The sequence below is a fragment of the Streptomyces sp. Xyl84 genome, assembly GCF_059731885.1.
In genome coordinates this window covers 3442091-3461595 of the sequence record NZ_AP029182.1, presented here as the reverse complement: position 1 = coordinate 3461595, position 19505 = coordinate 3442091, and the positions used below count along the sequence as shown (strand labels likewise).

Here is a 19505-nt window from a genome sequence, read left to right as displayed (position 1 = left end):
CCGGGCGGTCAGGCAGCCAGGACGCGCAGGCGGTCGGCGGCCTCCTGGAGGACTTCGTCCTTCTTGCAGAAGGCGAAGCGGACCTGGGTGCGGCCCGCGTGGGGGTCGTCGTAGAAGACGGAGCTGGGGACGGCGACCACACCGCAGCGTTCGGGCAGGGCGCGGCAGAAGGCGTAGGCGTCCTTCTCGCCGAAGGGGGAGATGTCGGTGGTGATGAAGTACGTGCCCTGGGGCCGGTGGACCTGGAACCCGGCGGCGCGCAGGCCGTCGCCGAGCAGGTCCCGCTTGCGGCGCAGGTCGGCGCGCAGGCCGTCGAAGTAGGAGTCCGGCAGGCGCAGCGCCTCGGCGATCGCGTACTGGAACGGGCCCGCGCTGACGTACGTGAGGAACTGCTTGGCGCTGCGCACGGCGGTGACCAGCGGGGCGGCGGCCGTGACCCAGCCGACCTTCCAGCCGGTGAACGAGAACGTCTTGCCGCTGGAGGAGATGGAGACGGTGCGCTCGCGCATGCCGGGCAGGGCCGCGAGCGGGTGGTGGGCGCCGTCGTAGACCAGGTGCTCGTACACCTCGTCGGTGACCACCAGCAGATCGCGTTCGACCGCCAGTTCGGCGACGGCCGTCAGCTCCTCGCGGGTGAGGACCGTGCCGGTCGGGTTGTGCGGGGTGTTGATCAGCAGCAGCCGGGTGCGGTCCGTCACGGCGGCGCGCAGTTCGTCGAGGTCCAGCCGGAAGGCGCCGTCGTGCGGGCGCAGCGTCACCGGCACCCGGCGGCCGCCGGCCATCGCGATGCAGGCCGCGTAGGAGTCGTAGTACGGCTCCAGCGCGACCACCTCGTCCCCGGGCTCCAGCAGGGCCAGCAGCGTGGCCGCGATCGCCTCGGTGGCGCCCGCCGTGACCAGCACCTCCGTGTCCGGGTCCCAGGCCAGGCCGTAGCGCCGCGACTGGTGGTCGGCGACGGCCGCGCGCAGCTCGGGGACGCCCGGACCCGGCGGGTACTGGTTGCCCCGCCCCTCGCGCAGCGCCCGCACGGCGGCCTCGCGGATCTCCTCGGGACCGTCGGTGTCGGGGAAGCCCTGCCCCAGGTTGATGGACCCGGTCGAGACGGCCAGGGCGGACATCTCGGCGAAGATCGTCGTCCCGAACTCGGCGAGCCGGCGGTTGAGGAACGGGCGTGCGCTGGAGGTCATGCCGGACATCCTGCGCTCAAGCTCTGGAGTTCCTCAAGTGCGCTTTGGCCGGTGCGGCGGCGGGGCATCTCCCGGGCACGCAGCGAACGAGACGCCCACGGGGGGCCGTTTCGGGGGACTTCCGGGGGCTGCCCCGGGGGATCGGAAGGAGCGTGACGCCATGGTTTCCGCAGTTCTCATGGCGCTGGTCGTGCTGGCGGTGGCCGGCTGCCTGGTCTCGGCCGGGCGCGCGAAGCGCCGGCACGCGGGCGGGGTCCGGCTGTCCAAGCGCCGGCGCGTGCGGACGTACAGCGCGGGCGGGGGGAGCGCCGGGGGCGTCGGCTGGTGGGCGTCGTCGGACGCGGGCCCGTCGGACGGCGGCTCGTCGGGGCACCACTCGGGCGGTCACCACTCCTGCGGGGGGCACTCGTGCGGCGGCCACTCGTCGTGCGGCGGTGGTTCCTCGTGCGGGGGCGGCTCGTCCTGCGGCGGCGGGTGCGGGGGCGGCTGACGGGGGATCGACGAGGACGACGGCGGCGGCGGCCGACGGCGGTGGTCCAGCGGGATGGTCGACGGCGGTGGTCCAGCGGGATGGTCGACGGCGATGGTCCAGCGGGACGGTCGACGGCGGTGGTCCAGGGGGCGGCCGACGGTGATGGTCCAGGGAGAACGGTCCGCGGGGACGGCCGACGAGGGTGGGCTGCCGGAGGGGGAGAGCGACTGGTCCGGGGGAGGCAGCCCAACTGCCGGGCGTCCGGCGGGCGTACGGGTTCCGCGGCGGCAGGCGCCTGCCGGGCGCGCGGTTGTCCGGGGCGCGGTACGCGCGCCTTTTGTGCGCCGTGGCGTACGCCGTGGTTGAACAGTTGAGCAGGTAGGCCCTCTGAGGGATGGAAACCCTCCGATGTTGGGTAAAAACGCTGTGGCGGCGCCGCCGTTCGTGATTCGCTCTACCTCGCCGACGCAGCCCCCAGGACATCCTGCTCACACCTCTTCCGGACCAGTTCCGAACTGGTTTCCGAACCGGGGTTACCGGACCGTCCTCCCCGTGCCGACCGGGGTGCGCCGGGTCCCCAGCCCTTCTCTCTTCTGCGTGCTAGCGGAGCCGATCCATGCTCACCACCCTGAAAACCTCCTACACCGACACGAGCGCGGCGGACCTCGCCTGGGCCCTGGGGCGTGAGCCGCTGCCCGCCCTGGCCGTGCTCGACCTCGAAATGGCCGGGGTGAACCTCCAGTTGAGACTGCTCGGCGCCTCCCACCAGGTCCTCCTGGAGGAGGAGCGGGGCGCCTGTTCGGAGACGGTCGCCTGCATCGCCGGATCGAGCACCCCGCTCCCCCTCGGTGTCGCCAAGCGGGTCGGCGACTGGGAGTACGAGTTCGCGGCGCGCGTCGAGGAACTCACGCCCGGCTCGTTCGCGGGCCGCGCCCAGGAGTTGCTCGCCCTCGTCGCCGACCACCCGCACGGTCTCGCCGGTGTCTTCCCGGGCAGTCCGCACGCCTTCACCGCGATGCTGGCGCAGCGCCAGGACGGCCAGGTGCACTGGCGCACCTGGCACGCCTACCCGCAGGACGGCCAGTTGGTGGCGACCCGCACCCGGGTCGGGGCACGCAGACCGGCTCCGGTCACCGCCAACTGAACGCGCCCGGGCCCCGCGCGGTGGCAACTGCCGTTTCCACACGTGTGGGTGACGGTGCGTGCCACAACCGTGACGTAACGTCGCAGTCGTGATCGAATCGCACACCCCGGCCCCGCCCGGCCCGGCTCCGCCCTGCCCGGTCCCGCCTTCCCCGGTGCACTCCTGGAGCCGCCCCGCGCGGCTGCCCGTCCGGCCGGGCACCGGACGGTTCCTCGTCCTCGCGGGCGTCTTCGTCTGTGCGGCCTGCGGCCTGGTGTACGAACTCGAACTGGTCGCCCTGGCCTCGTACCTGATCGGCGACTCGGTCACCCAGGCGTCCGTCGTGCTCTCCGTCATGGTGTTCGCCATGGGCATCGGCTCGCTCGCCGCGAAGCGGCTGCGCGGCCACGCCGCCATCGGCTTCGGTGCCATCGAGGCGACCCTCGCCCTCGTCGGCGGCCTGAGCGCCATGGCCCTGTACGCCGTCTTCGCCTGGACCGGCGCCTGGGGCGGCCCGTGGGCGAACGGCCCGCGCTGCCTGCTGGTCGCCTTCTCGCTCGCGATAGGGCTGCTGATCGGCGCCGAGGTGCCGCTGCTGATGGAGCTGATCCAGCGGATCCGCCGTCAGGACGCGGGCGGCGCGGTCGCCGACCTGTTCGCCGCGGACTACGTCGGCGCGCTCGTCGGGGGCCTGGCCTTCCCCTTCCTCCTGCTCCCGCTGCTGGGCCAGTTGACGGGCGCGCTGCTCACCGGCGCGGTCAACGTGGTGGCCGGCGGCGGCCTCGTCCTCGGGCTGTTCCGCCGCGACCTGTCCCGGCGCGCCCGCTGGCTGCTGCTCCTCGTCAACCTTGCCGTGCTCGGTGTACTGGCGTCGGCCGCCGTCATGGTCGGCGACTTCGAACGGGCCGCCCGGCACGCGGTGTACGGCGGTGACGTGCGGGTGGCGCTGCAGACCGGCGTCCAGGAGGTCGTGCTCACCGGCGGCACCCGCGGACGTCCGCTGGACCTGTTCCTCGACGGGCGGCTGCGGGTCAGCGGCCAGGACGAGCGCCGCTACCACGAGGCGCTCGTCCACCCGGCGATGGCCGGACGGCACGCCCGCGTGCTGGTCCTCGGCGGCGGTGACGGCCTCGCCGCCCGCGAGGTGCTGCGCCACCGAGGCGTCCGGCGGGTGGACGTCGTCGAACTCGACCCGGCGGTCGGCCGCCTCGCCCGGACCGACCCGGCGCTGTCCGCGCTGAACGGCCATGTGTACGCCGACCGGCGCGTCCACGTGGCCACGGCCGACGCCTTCGGCTGGCTGCGCCGGGCCCCCGCTTCGGCGTACGACGTCGTGATCGAGGACCTGCCCGATCCCGGCATCACCGCGAGCACCAAGCTGTACGCACGGGAGTTCTACGACCTGGCGCGACGCGCGCTGGCACCCGGCGGGCGGCTGGCGGTGCACGCCGGGCCGTTCTCCGCGCGCCCGCGCGTGTTCTGGACGGTGGAGGCGACGGTGCGCGCGGCCGGGCTGCGGACTGTGCCCTACCGGGTGAGCGGCCGCGAGTGCGGCTTCGCCGCGGGGCCCGACCGGACCACCGGGGCGGCCCGCGCGCCCCGCGACTGGGGTTTCGTGCTGGCCTCGCGCACACCGCCCGCCCTGACCCTGGACCCGCGGGCCCCGCGCCCGCGCACCCTCACTCCGGGCACCCTCGCGGCGGACGCGCGCGCCGCCTCCCGCGCCCGCGTCTCCGGGCTGGCACCCTCGACGCTCGTCCACCCGCGCTACGCGAACTGAGGCAGCAACGTTCCTGCGGGTCGCCCGCGGAAGAAAGAGAAAAAGAAGGAAGGGGAGGAGAGGGGGAGCGTGCGTGACGGGCGGCCCGTCCCGCTCTCCCCCCGGGAGAGGGACGGGCCGCCGTACCCCCAAGCGTCCCCCCGTAGGGCGGCGGCCCGGCCGGCCCCGGCACGTCCCCCGTCGCCGTCTCGCCGGTCCGGCCCCCGTGCCGCCGTCGCCGCACGAACCTATGGGCACCCACGGGGCGGCCGAATCCCGCGGCGGGTGGATCCGTCCGTCAACCTGTGCGGTACTCACCCGCCCGTCTACGACTTCCGCGGTACGGCGCAGGGGTGACGCGAGGGGCCGGGGGCCGGGACTAGGCTCCGCCGATGCGGATCCACCCCCGCGCGGTCGACGGCCTGACGGCCCTGGTGCCGACGGCCGTCGCGTGTCTGCTCGGCGCCGAGGCCGCCACACAGGGGTGGCCCCCGCTCGGCCCGCTCGCCTGGACCCTCGTCGCCCTCGCGAACCTGCCGCTCGCCCTGCGCGGCCGGGCCCCCGTCGCCGTCCTCCTCCTCGTCCACCTGAGCTGGATCGTCCACGTCACCCTCGGCCACTGGCCGGTGGTGGACTCACCCGCCGCGATGGTCGCCCTCTACACGGTGGCCGCCACCCGGCCCGCCCGCACCGCCGCCGCCTGCGCGGCCCTGCTGGGCGGGACGTGGATCTACGGGGGAGTGGTCAGCGGTGCCGAGACGATGCTGTCGGTCGTCGGCCAGGCGATCGGCTGCCCGCTCGTCCTGTGGTGGTTCGGCCGCGGCGCCCGCAGGACCGCCGAGCTGACCGTGCAGCTCCGCGCCGAACAGGCCCGGCGGGCCCGGCGCGAGGTCGCCCTGGAACGGGTGCGCATCGCGCGTGAGCTGCACGACGTCATCGCCCACCACATGGCCGTCATCAACATCCAGGCGGGCCTGGCGCGGTTCGTCTTCGACACCGACGCCCGCACGGCGCGCGAGGCGCTCACCGTCATCGGCTCCGCGGGCGGCGAGGCCCTGGCCGAACTCAGGCGCATGTTCGGCCTGCTGCGTGCGGACGGACTGGACGAGACGGATGAACAGGGCATTCTGGACAGGCCGGGCAGCGGGGACGGACCGGACGGTGTGCCGGCGGGCCGCGCCGCCGCCGAGCCGGCGCCCGGGCTCGACCGGCTGGAGGAGATGGTGGAGCGGGTCAGAGCGGGCGGCGTCCCCGTCGAACTGCGGGTGCGCGGCACCGCGAGACCCCTCTCGCCCGGCGTGCAGCTGTGCGTCTACCGGGTGGTCCAGGAAGCCCTGGCCAACGTACTGAAGCACGCCCGCGGCGCGGACGCCGTCGTCGAACTCGCCTACCTTCCGGGCGAGCTGGACGTATCGGTCACCGACGACGGAGCGGTTCTGGCCAGATTCCCCGGCTCCACGGGCCATGGCTTGATCGGTATGCGCGAGCGCGCCAAGCTCTACGGGGGGACGATCGTCGTCGGCCCGCGACGCGAGGGGGGATTCGGCGTGCATCTGACCCTTCCGGCGCCGGCGCAGGACCAGGCCGCACGCGGGGGAGACGCCGTCTCGGAATGATCGACGTGCTGGTGGTGGACGATCAGTTCCTCGTGCGGAGCGGACTGGCCGCGCTGCTGCGCGCCGCCCCCGGAATGCGGGTGGTCGCAGAGGCCGCCGACGGGGCGGAGGCGGTGGCCCTGACCGCGAGGACCCGGCCGGACGTGATCCTCATGGACATCCGCATGCCCGGGATGACGGGCATCGAGGCGACCCGGCGGATCCTCGCCGACGCCCCGGACCCCGCGCCGCGCATCCTGATCCTGACCACCTTCGACCTCGACGAGTACGTGTACGGGGCCCTGCGGGCCGGCGCGGCGGGTTTCCTGCTCAAGGACGCGGGCCCGGAGCGCCTGCTGGCGGCGGTGAACGCGGTGCACGGCGGTGACTCCCTGTTCGCACCCGTCGTCACCCGGCGGCTGGTCGAGGCGTTCACCGAGCGGCCGGACACCCCGGCCGCGCCCGCGGACTCCCCGGCCGTGCTGGACGCGCTGACCTCCCGCGAGATCGAGGTCCTCCGTCTGGTCGCCCGCGGTCTGACCAACGCCGAGGCCGCCGACCGCCTCTTCATCAGCGAGGCCACGGTCAAGACCCACCTCAACCGCACGATGACCAAGCTCAGCCTGGCCAGCCGCGCCCAGGCGGTGGTCCTGGCCTACGAGACGGGGCTGGTCCGCCCCGGAGGCGAGAGCTGACCGGGAACGGGGGAGCCCCGCGGGAGCCGGGATCCGGCGGGGGGCGGAGGGCGCTCGGGGGAGGCGGGGAGCCGGCGGGGGCGGAGGACGCCCGGGGAGGGTAATCCGGCGCGCTACTGGGTAGTCTCGGCTGACATGGAGCACGAGGTGTTCGTTCCGGTTCCGGCCCGGCGGCTGCGGGCGGCGCTCGCCGATCCCGCGCGGGTGGCCCGGGCGGTCCCCGGGCTCCAGCAGGAGGCGGGCACCGATCCCGTCGCCGGGCGCCTGAAGATCCGCGTCGGCAGCCACTCCGTCACCTACCGCGGCACCCTGCGTGTCCTGGCCCGCGACGACGGCGGGTACGCCGTCGAGGGCGAGGCGGCCGAGTCCCGCGGCACCGGCTCGGTGAAACTCGCGCTCACCCTCCGGCTGCGGGACACCGACGAGGGCGCGGCCCTCACCTTCGGCGGCACCGCCTCGGCCGGCGGCCGGATCGCCGAGCTGGACCCGGAGGCCGTACGGACCGCGGTGACGCGGCTGCTGAACCGCTTCGCGGGGAACCTGGCGGCCGGCGCCGCCGAGACCGCCCAGTCGCTCGCCACGGAGGACTTCGCCCCCCTGGCGACGGGTGATTTCGAGGCCGCGCCGGACGCGGACGACACCCCGGCCCCGCCGCCCGGCTCCGCCGAGGCCCCGGCCGCCCCTTCCGCCGCCGACGCCCCGTCCCCCGCCCCGGGCGAGCAGCGCCCCCCTGACCCGTCCGAGCACGTCTCGGTCTTCGACACCGAGATCCCGCCCTCCTCCCTCGATCCGCTCGCCGACGACGACGCCGATGACGACGCGGACGAGAAGGCGGCCGGGAGCGCGACCGGGAACGCGGCCGAGGAAGACGGGACCGGAACCACCGGCCTGCCCGCCGAGCCCGCCGATCACCCGGCCGAGCCCGCCGACCACCCCGCCGAGCCCGCCGATCACCCGGCCGAGCCCGCCGACCCGCCGGCCGAGGCCGCGCACGCCCGGCGGACGATGATCGGCCGCAGCGCGGAGGAGGTCGACCACGCGCCGCCCCGCGGCCGCTACGCCCCCGTGCCCGCCCCGCTCACCGTCTCGGCAGGGCCCACCCTGCGCTGGGCGGCCCCCGCCGCCGCACTGGTCGTGGCGTCGGCGATCGTCGTGGGCCGGGCCCTGCGCCGCCGCCGCTGAGCGCGCCCGCGGCCGCCACGGCCGCGGGACGACCTGGGGTGGAGCACGGCTCGGGAACGGCACGTCCCCTTGATCGGCCCAGTAGCCTCGTTCCGTGAGCGACGAAGACATCACGCTGACCGCGGGCGACGCGGAAGCGACCGTACGGCCGGGCCACGGCGGCCGCGTCGGAGGACTGCGGGTGGGCGGGCTCGAACTGCTCCGCCAGGGCGACCGGTTCGGCTGTTTCCCGATGGTCCCCTGGTGCGGCCGGATCCGCGAGGGCAGGTTCCGTGACGGCGCCACGGTCCACCAGATGCCGCTCAACTCCCCGCCGCACGCCATCCACGGCACCGCCCGCGACGGCGCCTGGCGCACCGCCCGCACCTCGGCGGGCGAGGCCGTGATGACGTACGACCTCGTCGACCCCTGGCCCTACCCCGGCCGGGTCACCCAGGTGGTCGCACTGACCGAGGACGCCCTGACGCTGTCGATGTCCGTGGAGACGTACGACTCCTCCTTCCCGGCGCAGATCGGCTGGCACCCGTGGTTCCACCGCAACCTGGGCGGGCAGGACGTGCGGCTCGCGTTCGAGCCCGGCTGGCAGGAGGAGCGCGGCGACGACCACCTGCCCACCGGCCGCCGCGTCGACCCGCGCCCGGGACCCTGGGACGACTGCTTCGGCATGCCGGGCGGCGTCGACGTCAGCCTCACCTGGCCGGGGCAGCTGGAGCTGAAGGTGACCAGCCCCGAGGAGTGGGTCGTCGTCTACGACGAGCAGGAGAGCGCGGTGTGCGTGGAGCCGCAGACCGGCCCGCCCGACGGCCTCAACACCCACCCGCGCCTGGTCACGCCGCTGGAACCGCTGGAGGCCACGACCACCTGGGCCTGGCGCCGCGCTTAAGCTGACTGCCATGAGCGACGTTCGCGGCGAGCTGCTGCAGCAGATCAAGGACAAGGCCGTGGTGCACGGCAAGGTGACCCTGTCGTCGGGCAAGGAAGCCGACTACTACGTCGACCTCCGCCGCATCACCCTCGACGGTGTGGCCGCACCGCTGGTCGGTCAGGTCATGCTCGACCTGACCGCCGGCCTGGACTACGAGGCGGTCGGTGGCCTCACCCTGGGCGCCGACCCGGTGGCCACCGCGATGCTGCACGCCTCCGCCGCGCGCGGGAAGACGCTCGACGCGTTCGTCGTGCGCAAGGCGGGCAAGGCGCACGGTCTGCAGCGCCGTATCGAGGGCACCGAGGTCGCGGGCCGCCGGGTGCTCGCCGTCGAGGACACCTCCACCACCGGCGGCTCGGTGCTGACCGCGGTGGAGGCGCTGCGGGAGGCCGGCGCGGAGGTCGTCGCGGTCGCCACGATCGTCGACCGGGCCACGGGCGCGGCCGAGGCGATCGCCGAGCGGGCGGGCGTGCCGTACGTGTTCGCGTACTCCAAGGACGACCTGGGACTGGACTGATCCGGGGCGGGGTGCGGGCCGCGCGACCCGGTCATCCACAGGCTGGACAGGGTGTCCGAAGCATCGGGCTCCGTCTGCGAAGATGGGGCCGACGATGACGTCACTCCCTAGGTCAGGGCCGTAAGTACGCAGAACGCACCCCGCACATACAAGGAGCGGACAGATGCCCATCGCAACCCCCGAGGTCTACAACGAGATGCTCGACCGGGCGAAGGCAGGCAAGTTCGCCTACCCGGCCATCAACGTGACGTCCTCGCAGACCCTGAACGCGGCGCTGCGCGGCTTCGCCGAGGCGGAGAGCGACGGCATCGTCCAGATCTCCACGGGTGGTGCCGAGTTCCTGGGCGGCCAGTACAGCAAGGACATGGTCACCGGTGCCGTGGCCCTGGCCGAGTACGCGCACATCATCGCCGAGAAGTACCCGGTCAACATCGCGCTGCACACCGACCACTGCCCCAAGGACAAGCTCGACGGGTACGTCCGCCCGCTGCTCGCGCTCTCCAAGAAGCGCGTCGAGGCCGGTCTGAACCCGCTGTTCCAGTCCCACATGTGGGACGGCTCCGCGGAGACCCTCGCCGACAACCTCCGGATCGCGCAGGAGCTGCTGGAGCAGGCCCGCGCCGCCAAGATCATCCTCGAGGTCGAGATCACCCCGACCGGCGGTGAGGAGGACGGCGTCTCCCACGAGATCAACGACTCCCTGTACACCACCGTCGAGGACGCGATCCGCACCGCCGAGGCGCTGGGCCTGGGTGACAAGGGCCGCTACCTGCTGGCCGCCTCCTTCGGCAACGTGCACGGCGTGTACAAGCCGGGCAACGTCGTCCTCCGCCCCGACCTGCTGAAGGACCTCAACGAAGGCGTCGCGGAGAAGTACGGCCGCCCGGCCGGCAGCCAGCCGTTCGACTTCGTCTTCCACGGCGGCTCCGGCTCCACGGAGGAGGAGATCCGCACCGCCCTGGAGAACGGCGTGGTCAAGATGAACATCGACACCGACACGCAGTACGCCTTCACGCGTCCGGTCGTCGACCACATGTTCAAGAACTACGACGGTGTCCTGAAGGTCGACGGCGAGGTCGGCTCCAAGAAGACCTACGACCCGCGCACCTGGGGCAAGCTGGCCGAGGCCGGCATGGCCACGCGCGTGGTGGAGGCCTGCGGCAACCTGCGCTCGACGGGGACCAGGATCAAGTAGCGGCCGCGGGCGCACGAGGGGCCCGGCATCCCGCCCCGGGGTGCCGGGCCCTCGCACGTCCGCTCCCGGCATGACGCAGACTGGTGCCCATGGCCATTCACGAGAACCTCCTCGGGGGACCGCCCCCGACCCACCTGCCCGACGACCCGGGGCCGCGCGAGCTGCTGGCCGGCGGCACCTCCGCCACCGACGTCGCCGCGAAGTACCCGGCGTCCTCGCTGGCCTGGGCCCTGCTGGCCGACGAGGCGTACGAGCGGGGCGGCGTCGTGGAGTCGTACGCCTACGCCCGCACGGGCTACCACCGCGGTCTGGACGCCCTGCGCCGCAGCGGCTGGAAGGGCCACGGCCCGGTGCCCTGGGAGCACGAGCCCAACCGCGGCTTCCTGCGCGCCCTGCACGCCCTCGCCCGCGCCGCCCGCGCGATCGGCGAGAAGGAGGAGTACGAGCGCTGCTCGGAGTTCCTGAAGGACTCCTCCCCGACGGCGGCCGAGGTGCTGGGCTGATCCGTGGCACGTCCCGGCCCGTCCGCCGTGCGCGGGCGGGCCTTGCGGTTTCCTGGGAACATTGCGGAGGATGCCGTCGGGGACCGGGGCCCCGTGCCGGTAACGGCAGGGCGGACCGCTACCCGGAGTACATGCAGGAGACAGCGATGTCCCACCAGGCTCAACAGACGCCCAGTCCCGCAGACGCAGCTGAGCCCGAGACCCCGCATCTCGACTTCGAAGGCACGACACCGTACGAGGACTACGTCAAGGCGGACGTGCTCACCCACCTCCAGCACACCCTCTCCGACGACCCCGGAGAGATGGTCTTCCTGGTCACCACCCAGGTCATGGAGCTGTGGTTCACCGTCATCGTCCACGAGTGGGAGACGGCGGCCCGTGCGCTGCGCGCCGACGACGTCCCCACCGCCAGGGCCGCGCTCAAGCGGTCCGTCCGGGAGCTGGAGGCGCTGAACGCCTCCTGGAAGCCGCTCGGGCAGCTCACGCCCGCCCAGTTCAACAGCTACCGGGGTGCCCTCGGCGAGGGCTCCGGTTTCCAGTCGGCGATGTACCGCCGCATGGAGTTCCTGCTCGGCGAGAAGTCCGCGTCGATGCTCGTCCCGCACCGCGGCGCGCCCCGCGTCCACGCCGAACTGGAGAAGGCGCTGCACGAGCCGAGCCTCTACGACGAGGTCCTGCGGCTGCTGGCCCGGCGCGGGCACCCCGTCCCGGACGCCGTCCTGCGGCGCGACGTGTCGCTGCGCCACGAGCCCTCGCAGGAGGTGGAGGCCGTCTGGACGGCGCTGTACGAGGGCGACCCGGATGACGAACTCGCCCGGCTCGGCGAGGCGCTGACGGACGTGGCCGAGCTGGTGTGGCGATGGCGCAACGACCACCTGGTCGCGACCCGGCGCGCGATGGGCGCCAAGTCCGGCACGGGTGGCTCCGCCGGTGTGGCCTGGCTGGAGAAGCGGGCGCAGAAGAACGTGTTCCCCGAGCTGTGGACGGCGCGGTCGCATGTCTGAACTCCTGAGCAGGGCGGAGGCGCTGGACGCCGCCGACGAGCTGGGCGCGGTGCGCGACCGGTTCGTCCTGGACGAGGTGGTCTACCTCGACGGGAACTCGCTGGGCGCGCTCCCGGCGCACGTTGCGGACCGGGTCGCGGACGTGGTGCGCCGCCAGTGGGGTGAGCTGCGCATCCGCTCCTGGGACGAGAGCGGCTGGTGGACCGCGCCCGAACGGATCGGCGACCGGATCGCCCCGCTGGTCGGCGCGGCGCCCGGGCAGATCGTGGTGGGCGACTCGACCAGCGTCAACGTCTTCAAGGCGCTGGTGGCGGCGGTGCGGATGGCCCGCGAGGCGGGCGGTGCGCAGGCCGGTGGCCCGCGCGACGAGATCCTCGTCGACGCCACGACCTTCCCCACGGACGGGTACATCGCGGGGTCCGCCGCCCGGATGACCGGCTGCACCCTGCGTCCGGTCGCGCCCGGGGACGTGCCCGGAGCGCTGTCCGGGCGCACCGCCGCGGTGCTGCTCAACCACGTCGACTACCGCACCGGCCGCCTGCACGACCTGCCGTCCCTGACGGCGGCGGTGCACGCGGCGGGGGCGTACGCCGTCTGGGACCTGTGCCACAGCGCGGGCGCCCTGCCGGTCGGCCTGGACGAGCACGGCGTCGGCCTGGCGGTCGGCTGCACGTACAAGTACCTCAACGGCGGCCCGGGGTCACCGGCGTTCCTGTACGTCCGCCGAGGCCTTCAGGACCGTTTCGACTCCCCGCTGCCCGGCTGGAACTCGCACGCCGAGCCCTTCGGCATGCGCCCGGAGTACGAGCCGGCGCGGGGCGCGCTGCGGGGCCGGGTCGGCACGCCGGACATCCTGTCCCTGCTCGCCCTGGAGGCGTCCCTGGAGGTCTGGGACGGAGTGCCGATCGAGGCGGTGCGGGCCAAGTCCCTGGCGCTGACGGACTTCTTCCTGGAGTGCGTCGCCGCGTACGTGCCCGCCGGACGCGTGGAATCGGTGACTCCGGCGGCGCACGGGCAGCGGGGCAGCCAGGTGGCCTTGCGGTGCGCGGACGCCGGGACCGTGATGAAGCGGCTGATCGAACGGGGTGTGGTGGGCGACTTCCGCCGCCCCGACGTCCTCCGCTTCGGCTTCACACCGCTCTACGTCGGGTTCGGTGACGCGGAACGGGCGGCGCGGGTGCTGGCGGCGGTGCTGGGCGAGGCGTAGGCGGCCGGTGCGGTCCGGGGGCGGGGGCGTGCCGGTGCCTGCGCCCCCGGGCTCGGGGGTCCCCGGGCCCCCGGGGAGCTGTGCCTCTGGGCCGCCGGGTCGGTCGTCGTGCCTCTGGGCCACCGGGTCCTCGGGCCGTCGGGCCCGGGGGTCCCCGGGCCGTCGGGCCGCCCGGTCCTGCCACCGGGCCGCCGCGCCGTCGGGGCCGCTGGCCTCACCGAGCGTGACATCCGCGTGTCGGTGCACGTCACCGGCCTGGTACCGTCCCCGCCAACGGCCGGACCCGCTCCTGATCGGTCCCGTCCGTCGTCTTCGTTCCGATCCGCCAATTCCGTTCCGTCGCTGAGAGGTTGGAGCATGCCGGACGCCGCCGCATCCCGCGCTGCCGCAGAACCGGAGAACACCGCCGGCGGTGGCGCCGCCGCGCGTGCCGCGGCGGAGGAGGAGGCCGTCCTCTCGCACCCGGCCGTCGACCCGGACAGCACCGCCGCGTACGGCGACCACCCCGACCAGGTGATCGACTTCTACGCCCCGCGCGGGACCTCGGCGGAGGCCGGGGGAGCGGCGGATCCCGGTTCCGTCCCGCTCGTCGTGGTGCTGCACGGCGGCGCCTGGCGGGCGCCGTACGACCGCCGCCACATCACCCCCTTCGCGGCCTTCCTCGCGCGCAGGGGTTTCGCCGTGGCCAATGTGGAGTACCGGCGCGGCGCCTCGCCGGCCCCGTCCGCCGGGGCCGGGGGGCAGGAGGGCGGGGCGCCGGCGGCGGGCCGCTGGCCGGACACCTTCGACGACGTGGCGGCGGCGCTCGACGCGCTGCCCGCGCTGGCACGGGAGGCCCTGCCGCAGGCGGACGCCCGCCGCACCGTGCTCACCGGCCACTCGGCGGGCGGCCAGCTGGCCCTGTGGGCGGCGGCGCGGCACGTCCTGCCCGCCGACGCCCCCTGGCGCACCGACCGCCCGGCGCTGCTGCGCGGCGTGGTCGCCCTCGCCCCGATCGCCGACTTCGAGGTCGCCGGGAAACTGAACGTGTGCGGTCAAGCGGGGCTGCAACTGCTCGGTGGTCCGGAGGAGTTCGCCACGCGCCGGGCGTACGCGGATCCTTCCCTGCTGCTGCCCACCGGTATCGCGACGACCGTGGTGCAGGGGCGGGCGGACGTGGACGTGCCGCACGCCGTGGCGGAGGCGTACACGGAGGCGGCGGCGAAGGCCGGCGAGGTGGTGGGCCTGACCCTGCTGGAGGAGGTCGGCCACTTCCCGCTGATCGACCCGGCGGCGGACGCGTGCGCGGTGGTGGTGGAGGAGATCGCCCAACTGGCCTGGTGAGCCGGGGTCATGCTGCCGCGCGATCCATGCCGGTGGCGTCACCCGCGCGGGCGGGCGCGGCTTCTGCGCGGGCGGGCGCGGCTCCTGCGCGGGCGGAAGGATTCCTGCGCGCGCGGCGGGCGGCCCCCGGTCCGTCCGTGACGGCCGGGCCCGGCGCACGGGGGCAGCGCCCGGTGGCGCGGGTCCCGGTCATACCCGTAGTACCTGAGAGCTACGGCCGGGAACAGCTCTGCGGCGGGACGCGGACGACGTCCCCGGATCCGTAATTTCCCTTCCATGCGAGCCCGGCGGACGGGCGGCGGAGGGGGATGCGGGTCATGGGGACCGAACGGACGAAGGGCGCGACGGCGGCACGCCCCGCGACGGGAGCACCTCCCGAGACAGCAGCGCGCCCCGGCACGGAAGTGCGCCCTGACACGGAAGCGCGCCCCGCGGCGGGGCGCCGTCCCGCCCACAGCTGGCGCCGTGCCCTCCTCGCGCTGCTCGTCATCGCGGCGGTGGTGGTGCCGCTGTCGGCGGCGGCCCGCCCAGTCATCCCCGCCCCGGCCCCGGCCGTCCTCGCCGCCCCGACGCGGGCGACACTGACCACGGCCTACGCGGCCAACCGGGCCGACGCCGCGCAGGCGGCCCGCATGGCCGCCGCGCACGGAGACGCGCACCGCGCGGCCGTGGACCGGCAATTGGCTTCCCGGTCCAGCCAGGTGCTCGGCTTCGACGGGCGCGGTCCCGGCCGGGTCACCGAGGTGCTCGGCGACCTGGCGCACGCGGACCGCGTGGCGGTCCTCGTCCCCGGCTCCGACACCTCCCTCGACACCTACGGTCGCTTCCGGGCAGGCGCGCTGGCCCTGTACCGCGAACTGACCCGCCAGGCCCCGCGGACCGCGCACCCGGCGGTCGTCGCCTGGCTCGGCTACGAGACGCCGGGCACCGTCAGCACCACCGTCCTCACCACCGGGCGCGCCGACCGGGCGGCCCCGGAGCTGCGGCGGCTGGTGCACGACCTGCGGGCCGTGGTGGGCGCGCCGGGCCGGCCACCGCACCTGGCGCTGGTGTGCCACTCCTACGGTTCGGTGGTCTGCGGCCGGGCCGCCGCCGGCCTGGAGGTCAGTGACATCGCCCTGATCGGCAGCCCCGGCACGGGTGCCGCCTCCGTGGCCGGGCTGCACACACCGGCTCGCGTGTGGGCGGCCCGCGGCGCCGGCGACTGGGTCGCGAACGTGCCGCATGTGCGGGCCGACCTGTTCGGCACCACCGTCGGCTTCGGCACCGATCCCGTGGACCCGGCCTTCGGCGCCCGTGTCTTCCCGGCCGGAGAGGGCGGCCACAGCGCCTACTTCACCCCCGGGTCCCCGTCCCTGACCAACCTGGCCCGGATCGTCCTGGGCACCCCGAAGGAGCTGCGGTGACCGACCGGACCCGTGCCGCGCGAGAGGCCTCCGCCGCGCGCCTCCACGTCCCCGTGCCCGCCCGGATACGGGCCGTGGCCCAGCGGATCGACGCCGCCACCCCGTCCGGGAGGGACCGGTCGGTGGACGCGCTCCGCGCGTTCGCGATCCTCGGCGTGGTCCTGGGCCACTGGCTGGTCACGGCGCTGGTCGCCGACACCGGCACCCACCCCCACCCGAGGCTGCACACCGAGAGCCCCCTGCACTCCATGCCCTGGCTGGCGCCCATCTCCTGGGTCTTCCAGACCCTGGCCGTCTTCTTCCTCGTCGGCGGCCATGTGGCCACCCGCAGCCATGCGTCCGCCCGGGCCCGCGGCACCAGCTATCCGCGGTGGCTGCGCGCCCGGCTGTCCCGCCTGTTCAAGCCGGCCGCCGCCGTCCTGGCCCTCTGGGTGACGGTGGCGGCCGCCCTCCTGCTGAACGGTGCGGACCCGGGCACGGTCCGCACCCTGGTCAAGCTTGCGCTGTCCCCCCTGTGGTTCCTGCTGGTCTTCGCGGCGCTGACGGCCGCGACCCCGCTGCTGACCCGGCTCAGCCCGCTGTGGCCGCTGGCCGTCGTCCTGCACGTGGACCTCCTCCGCTTCGGCCTCGGCGCGCCGGGCTGGCTCGGCTGGCTGAACCTCCCGGCGGGCTGGCTCGTGCCGTACACCCTCGGGGCTGCCTGGACCCGCGGCGAACTGGACAGCCGCCGTGCGGGCCGGCTGCTGCTGGCCGGCGGTGCGGTGGCGACGGCCGCGCTGGTCGCCCGGGCCGGGTATCCGGCGTCGATGGTCGGCGTCCCGGGTGCGGCCGTCTCCAACCTCGACCCGCCGACCCTGGCCGCCGTCACCTTCGGTGTGGCCCAGTGCGGCCTGGCCCTGCTGCTGAGGGACCGGCTCGCCCGCCTGATGCGCCGCCCGCTGGCCTGGGCGGCCGTCGCCCTGGTCAACCTCTCCGCGATGACCGTGTTCCTGTGGCACCAGACCGCCCTGATGGCGACCACGGCCGTGGGCACCCTCGCGGGCCGCCTCCCCGGCCTGCACACCGCTCCCGACGGCCTGGGCTGGGTGGCGGCCCGCCTGGCCTGGCTCCCGGTCTTCGCGCTGGCCCTGGCGGTGTGCTGGGCGGCGTTCCGCGGCTGCGAACACGGCACCGGCCGCCGCTCCTCACGCGTGGCCCGCGCCCACCGGCCCACGTCGGCGCGTGCGCCGCGCTCTAGGGTGGACGCGTGATCCGAGGGGAGACCCGCGTCCGGCGGGGGCTGCGGACGCTGCGCGACGACCTGTGGACCATGGGTGCGGACCCCATGCCGCCCTCGGTCTGGCTGCGCTGGCTCCCGCACGGCATGGTGTGGCTGGCCGCGGTCGGGGTCCTGGCCGGTGCCCCGGCCCAGCTCCATGAGAAGGGCGGGCTGCCGCTCACGTACACGCTGCTCATCGCGTTCGGCCAGGCCGGCGCGGTGGTGTTCGCCCTGTGGCGGCCGGTCCCGGCGTGGTGGCTGTCGACGGCGGTCACGGTGGTGGCGGCGGTCGCGATGCACGACAGGCTGACGGCCGCCTACATGCGGCCCTGGCCGTGGACGGCGGCCGGACTCATCGGTCACCTCCTCGTCCTGCTGCTGCTCGCCCTGCGGGTGCGCGCCCGGGTCGCCGCGGAGGCGCTGGCCGTGTCCGCGCTGGTCACCTATGCCATCGAGGGCCTCTGGGGCGCCGTGGACTACCAGCCCACCGGGGTCGCCGCGGTGGCCCTGTTCGCGGTCGCGGTGGTGCTCGGTGCGGCCCTGCGGGGCCGCCGCGAGGCGCGGGCGGCGCTGGGCCGCCAGACCTCGCTCACGGCGGAGGAGCGGGCCCGCCGCACCCTGCTGGAGGAGCGCAGCCGCATCGCCCGTGAGCTGCACGACGTGGTCGCCCACCACATGTCGGTCATCTCCATCCAGGCGCAGGTCGCCCCGCACCTGACGGAGAACCCCTCCGACGAGCTGAAGGAGAACCTCGCCGGCATCCGGCAGAACGCGCTGGAGGCCCTGGCCGAACTGCGCCGCGTGCTCGGTGTGCTGCGCTCGCCCAACCCCGAGGACCCTTACGGTCTGGGCGAGCCGGGCACCGGGGTGGCGCCGCAGGGCCCGCAGCCCACGCTCGACCGGCTCGGCGCCCTGGTCGAGAACACGCGCGCCGCCGGACTGGCGGTCGTCCTGGAGACGGAGGACACCCGGAACCGGCCGCTGCCCTATCCGCCGGGCGTGGAGCTGTCGGCGTACCGCATCGTCCAGGAGGCCCTCAGCAACGCCCTCCGGCACGCCCCCGGTTCGACGGTCCGTGTGGAGGTCACGCACCTCCCCGACGGGTTGTACCTGAGCGTGGTCAGCTCCCGCCCGCGAAAGCCCGTCGCGCCCTCCCCGGGCGCCGGGCACGGGCTGCTGGGCATGCGTGAGCGGGCGGCCATGCTGGGCGGCCACGTCACCGCCGCCAGGACACTGCACGGGGGCTTCGCCGTCACGGCCTTCCTGCCCCGCGACGGCACGGCCCCCCTCGCGGACACCGGTCCGTTCGGCCTGCCCGTCGAGTACCCCGACCCGGCCGTCGCTCCCGTCTTCGCCCTGGAGCCGACGGACACGTCCCGCGCCCCGCAGGAGACCGCCAGACCGGGCCCACCGCCCCCGACAGGAGAAGAGACCCCATGAGCAGCGGCACCATCCGCGTCCTCATCGCCGACGACCAGCAGATGGTCCGGCAGGGCTTCACCGTGCTGCTCAACACCCAGCCGGACATCGAGGTGACCGGCCAGGCCGTGGACGGCGCAGACGCCGTCGCCAAGGTCGCCGAACTCGCCCCGGACGTCGTCCTCATGGACATCCGCATGCCCGAGATGAGCGGCATCGAGGCCACCCGCCGGGTCACCGGCGAGAGGCCGGGCACCAAGGTGCTGGTGCTGACCACCTTCGACCTCGACGAGTACGTGTACGAGGCGCTGTGCGCCGGCGCGTCCGGCTTCCTGCTGAAGGACGCCTCCGCCGACCAGCTGGCCGAGGCGGTCCGCGTGATCGCGGCCGGTGACGCGCTGCTGGCGCCGGGGATCACCCGCAGACTGATCGCCGAGTTCTCCCGGATGAACGGCAGACCCCGCACCCCCCTGAAGGCCCGCGTCGGCGACCTCACCGAACGCGAGACGGAAGTGCTCACCCTGATCGCCCAGGGCCTGTCCAACGCGGAGATCGCCGAGCACCTGGTCGTCGCCGAGCAGACGGTGAAGACCCACGTCGGCCGCATCCTGGTGAAGCTGGGCCTGCGGGACCGCACGCAGGCGGCGGTGTTCGCGTACGAGTCGGGTCTGGTGCGGCCCTCGGGGTACTGACCGGCGGTCCTGACGGTGGTCCGGGCCGTACCCGTAGTACCTG

18 protein-coding genes are annotated in these 19505 nt (G+C 74.7%); 17 read left to right on the top strand and 1 reads right to left on the bottom strand.

Annotation, left to right across the window (positions count from 1 at the left end; all coding sequences use genetic code 11):
* Window positions 1-8: 8 nt before the first annotated feature.
* A complete protein-coding gene (locus AC6I72_RS14985; RefSeq protein WP_498001291.1) occupies window positions 9-1196 on the bottom strand; it encodes a pyridoxal phosphate-dependent aminotransferase in 1188 nt (395 codons plus the stop codon).
* Window positions 1197-1347: 151 nt separating this feature from the next.
* Here AC6I72_RS14985 and AC6I72_RS14980 point away from each other — a divergent pair, with 151 nt between their 5' ends.
* From AC6I72_RS14980 to AC6I72_RS14900, 17 genes are all read left to right on the top strand, one after another.
* Window positions 1348-1677, top strand: a complete 330-nt coding sequence (locus tag AC6I72_RS14980) for a hypothetical protein (protein WP_498001290.1) — start codon at window positions 1348-1350, stop codon at window positions 1675-1677.
* A 598-nt stretch (window positions 1678-2275) separates the two neighbouring features.
* Entirely contained in the window at window positions 2276-2803 is a 528-nt protein-coding gene (locus tag AC6I72_RS14975; RefSeq protein ID WP_498001288.1) for a DUF2617 family protein, read from the top strand.
* 88 nt (window positions 2804-2891) lie between these two features.
* Complete coding sequence (locus AC6I72_RS14970; protein ID WP_498001286.1) at window positions 2892-4562, top strand: polyamine aminopropyltransferase; 1671 nt, start codon at window positions 2892-2894, stop codon at window positions 4560-4562.
* 371 nt (window positions 4563-4933) lie between these two features.
* A complete protein-coding gene (locus AC6I72_RS14965; RefSeq protein ID WP_498001284.1) occupies window positions 4934-6157 on the top strand; it encodes a sensor histidine kinase in 1224 nt (407 codons plus the stop codon).
* On the top strand, window positions 6154-6831 hold the full coding sequence (locus AC6I72_RS14960) for a response regulator (protein WP_498001283.1): 678 nt from the start codon (window positions 6154-6156) through the stop codon (window positions 6829-6831). The genes AC6I72_RS14965 and AC6I72_RS14960 overlap by 4 nt, the downstream gene beginning before the upstream one ends.
* Window positions 6832-6966: 135 nt before the next feature.
* Window positions 6967-8013: an SRPBCC domain-containing protein gene (locus tag AC6I72_RS14955; protein ID WP_498001281.1), complete on the top strand. Its 1047-nt coding sequence runs from the start codon at window positions 6967-6969 to the stop codon at window positions 8011-8013.
* 94 nt (window positions 8014-8107) lie between these two features.
* Complete coding sequence (locus AC6I72_RS14950; RefSeq protein ID WP_498001279.1) at window positions 8108-8896, top strand: aldose epimerase family protein; 789 nt, start codon at window positions 8108-8110, stop codon at window positions 8894-8896.
* A gap of 10 nt (window positions 8897-8906) precedes the next feature.
* Window positions 8907-9455 carry an orotate phosphoribosyltransferase gene (pyrE, locus tag AC6I72_RS14945; RefSeq protein ID WP_498001278.1) on the top strand — a complete coding sequence of 183 codons (549 nt, stop codon included), beginning with the start codon at window positions 8907-8909 and terminating at the stop codon, window positions 9453-9455.
* Window positions 9456-9618: 163 nt separating this feature from the next.
* Complete coding sequence (gene fbaA, locus AC6I72_RS14940; RefSeq protein WP_498001277.1) at window positions 9619-10650, top strand: class II fructose-bisphosphate aldolase; 1032 nt, start codon at window positions 9619-9621, stop codon at window positions 10648-10650.
* Window positions 10651-10739: 89 nt separating this feature from the next.
* Window positions 10740-11153: a DUF3151 domain-containing protein gene (locus AC6I72_RS14935; RefSeq protein ID WP_498001276.1), complete on the top strand. Its 414-nt coding sequence runs from the start codon at window positions 10740-10742 to the stop codon at window positions 11151-11153.
* Between the two features lie 146 nt (window positions 11154-11299).
* Window positions 11300-12157, top strand: coding sequence for a tryptophan 2,3-dioxygenase family protein (locus AC6I72_RS14930; RefSeq protein ID WP_498001275.1), 858 nt, complete (start codon window positions 11300-11302; stop codon window positions 12155-12157).
* Window positions 12150-13364 (top strand): kynureninase, encoded by a 1215-nt coding sequence (gene kynU, locus AC6I72_RS14925; RefSeq protein WP_498001274.1) that lies wholly within the window; start codon window positions 12150-12152, stop codon window positions 13362-13364. Before AC6I72_RS14930 ends, kynU begins: the two co-directional genes overlap by 8 nt.
* Before the next feature lie 357 nt (window positions 13365-13721).
* Window positions 13722-14687 (top strand): alpha/beta hydrolase family protein, encoded by a 966-nt coding sequence (locus AC6I72_RS14920; RefSeq protein WP_498001273.1) that lies wholly within the window; start codon window positions 13722-13724, stop codon window positions 14685-14687.
* A 317-nt stretch (window positions 14688-15004) separates the two neighbouring features.
* Window positions 15005-16093 (top strand): alpha/beta hydrolase, encoded by a 1089-nt coding sequence (locus AC6I72_RS14915; protein ID WP_498001272.1) that lies wholly within the window; start codon window positions 15005-15007, stop codon window positions 16091-16093.
* Window positions 16094-16146: 53 nt separating this feature from the next.
* Window positions 16147-17343, top strand: coding sequence for an acyltransferase family protein (locus tag AC6I72_RS14910; protein ID WP_498004701.1), 1197 nt, complete (start codon window positions 16147-16149; stop codon window positions 17341-17343).
* Window positions 17344-17402: 59 nt separating this feature from the next.
* Window positions 17403-18791, top strand: a complete 1389-nt coding sequence (locus AC6I72_RS14905) for a sensor histidine kinase (RefSeq protein ID WP_498004700.1) — start codon at window positions 17403-17405, stop codon at window positions 18789-18791.
* Entirely contained in the window at window positions 18788-19462 is a 675-nt protein-coding gene (locus AC6I72_RS14900; RefSeq protein ID WP_498001271.1) for a response regulator, read from the top strand. Before AC6I72_RS14905 ends, AC6I72_RS14900 begins: the two co-directional genes overlap by 4 nt.
* The last annotated feature ends 43 nt before the right edge of the window (window positions 19463-19505 follow it).

What these genes read in the sequence shown, in the direction of transcription:
- AC6I72_RS14985 (WP_498001291.1), bottom strand. Translation starts at nt 1,196, where the DNA reads ATGTCCGGCATGACCTCCAGCGCACGCCCGTTCCTCAACCGCCGGCTC.
- AC6I72_RS14980 (WP_498001290.1), top strand. Translation starts at nt 1,348, where the DNA reads ATGGTTTCCGCAGTTCTCATGGCGCTGGTCGTGCTGGCGGTGGCCGGC.
- AC6I72_RS14975 (WP_498001288.1), top strand. Translation starts at nt 2,276, where the DNA reads ATGCTCACCACCCTGAAAACCTCCTACACCGACACGAGCGCGGCGGAC.
- AC6I72_RS14965 (WP_498001284.1), top strand. Translation starts at nt 4,934, where the DNA reads ATGCGGATCCACCCCCGCGCGGTCGACGGCCTGACGGCCCTGGTGCCG.
- AC6I72_RS14960 (WP_498001283.1), top strand. Translation starts at nt 6,154, where the DNA reads ATGATCGACGTGCTGGTGGTGGACGATCAGTTCCTCGTGCGGAGCGGA.
- AC6I72_RS14955 (WP_498001281.1), top strand. Translation starts at nt 6,967, where the DNA reads ATGGAGCACGAGGTGTTCGTTCCGGTTCCGGCCCGGCGGCTGCGGGCG.
- pyrE (WP_498001278.1), top strand. Translation starts at nt 8,907, where the DNA reads ATGAGCGACGTTCGCGGCGAGCTGCTGCAGCAGATCAAGGACAAGGCC.
- fbaA (WP_498001277.1), top strand. Translation starts at nt 9,619, where the DNA reads ATGCCCATCGCAACCCCCGAGGTCTACAACGAGATGCTCGACCGGGCG.
- AC6I72_RS14935 (WP_498001276.1), top strand. Translation starts at nt 10,740, where the DNA reads ATGGCCATTCACGAGAACCTCCTCGGGGGACCGCCCCCGACCCACCTG.
- AC6I72_RS14930 (WP_498001275.1), top strand. Translation starts at nt 11,300, where the DNA reads ATGTCCCACCAGGCTCAACAGACGCCCAGTCCCGCAGACGCAGCTGAG.
- kynU (WP_498001274.1), top strand. Translation starts at nt 12,150, where the DNA reads ATGTCTGAACTCCTGAGCAGGGCGGAGGCGCTGGACGCCGCCGACGAG.
- AC6I72_RS14920 (WP_498001273.1), top strand. Translation starts at nt 13,722, where the DNA reads ATGCCGGACGCCGCCGCATCCCGCGCTGCCGCAGAACCGGAGAACACC.
- AC6I72_RS14915 (WP_498001272.1), top strand. Translation starts at nt 15,005, where the DNA reads ATGGGGACCGAACGGACGAAGGGCGCGACGGCGGCACGCCCCGCGACG.
- AC6I72_RS14905 (WP_498004700.1), top strand. Translation starts at nt 17,403, where the DNA reads ATGGGTGCGGACCCCATGCCGCCCTCGGTCTGGCTGCGCTGGCTCCCG.
- AC6I72_RS14900 (WP_498001271.1), top strand. Translation starts at nt 18,788, where the DNA reads ATGAGCAGCGGCACCATCCGCGTCCTCATCGCCGACGACCAGCAGATG.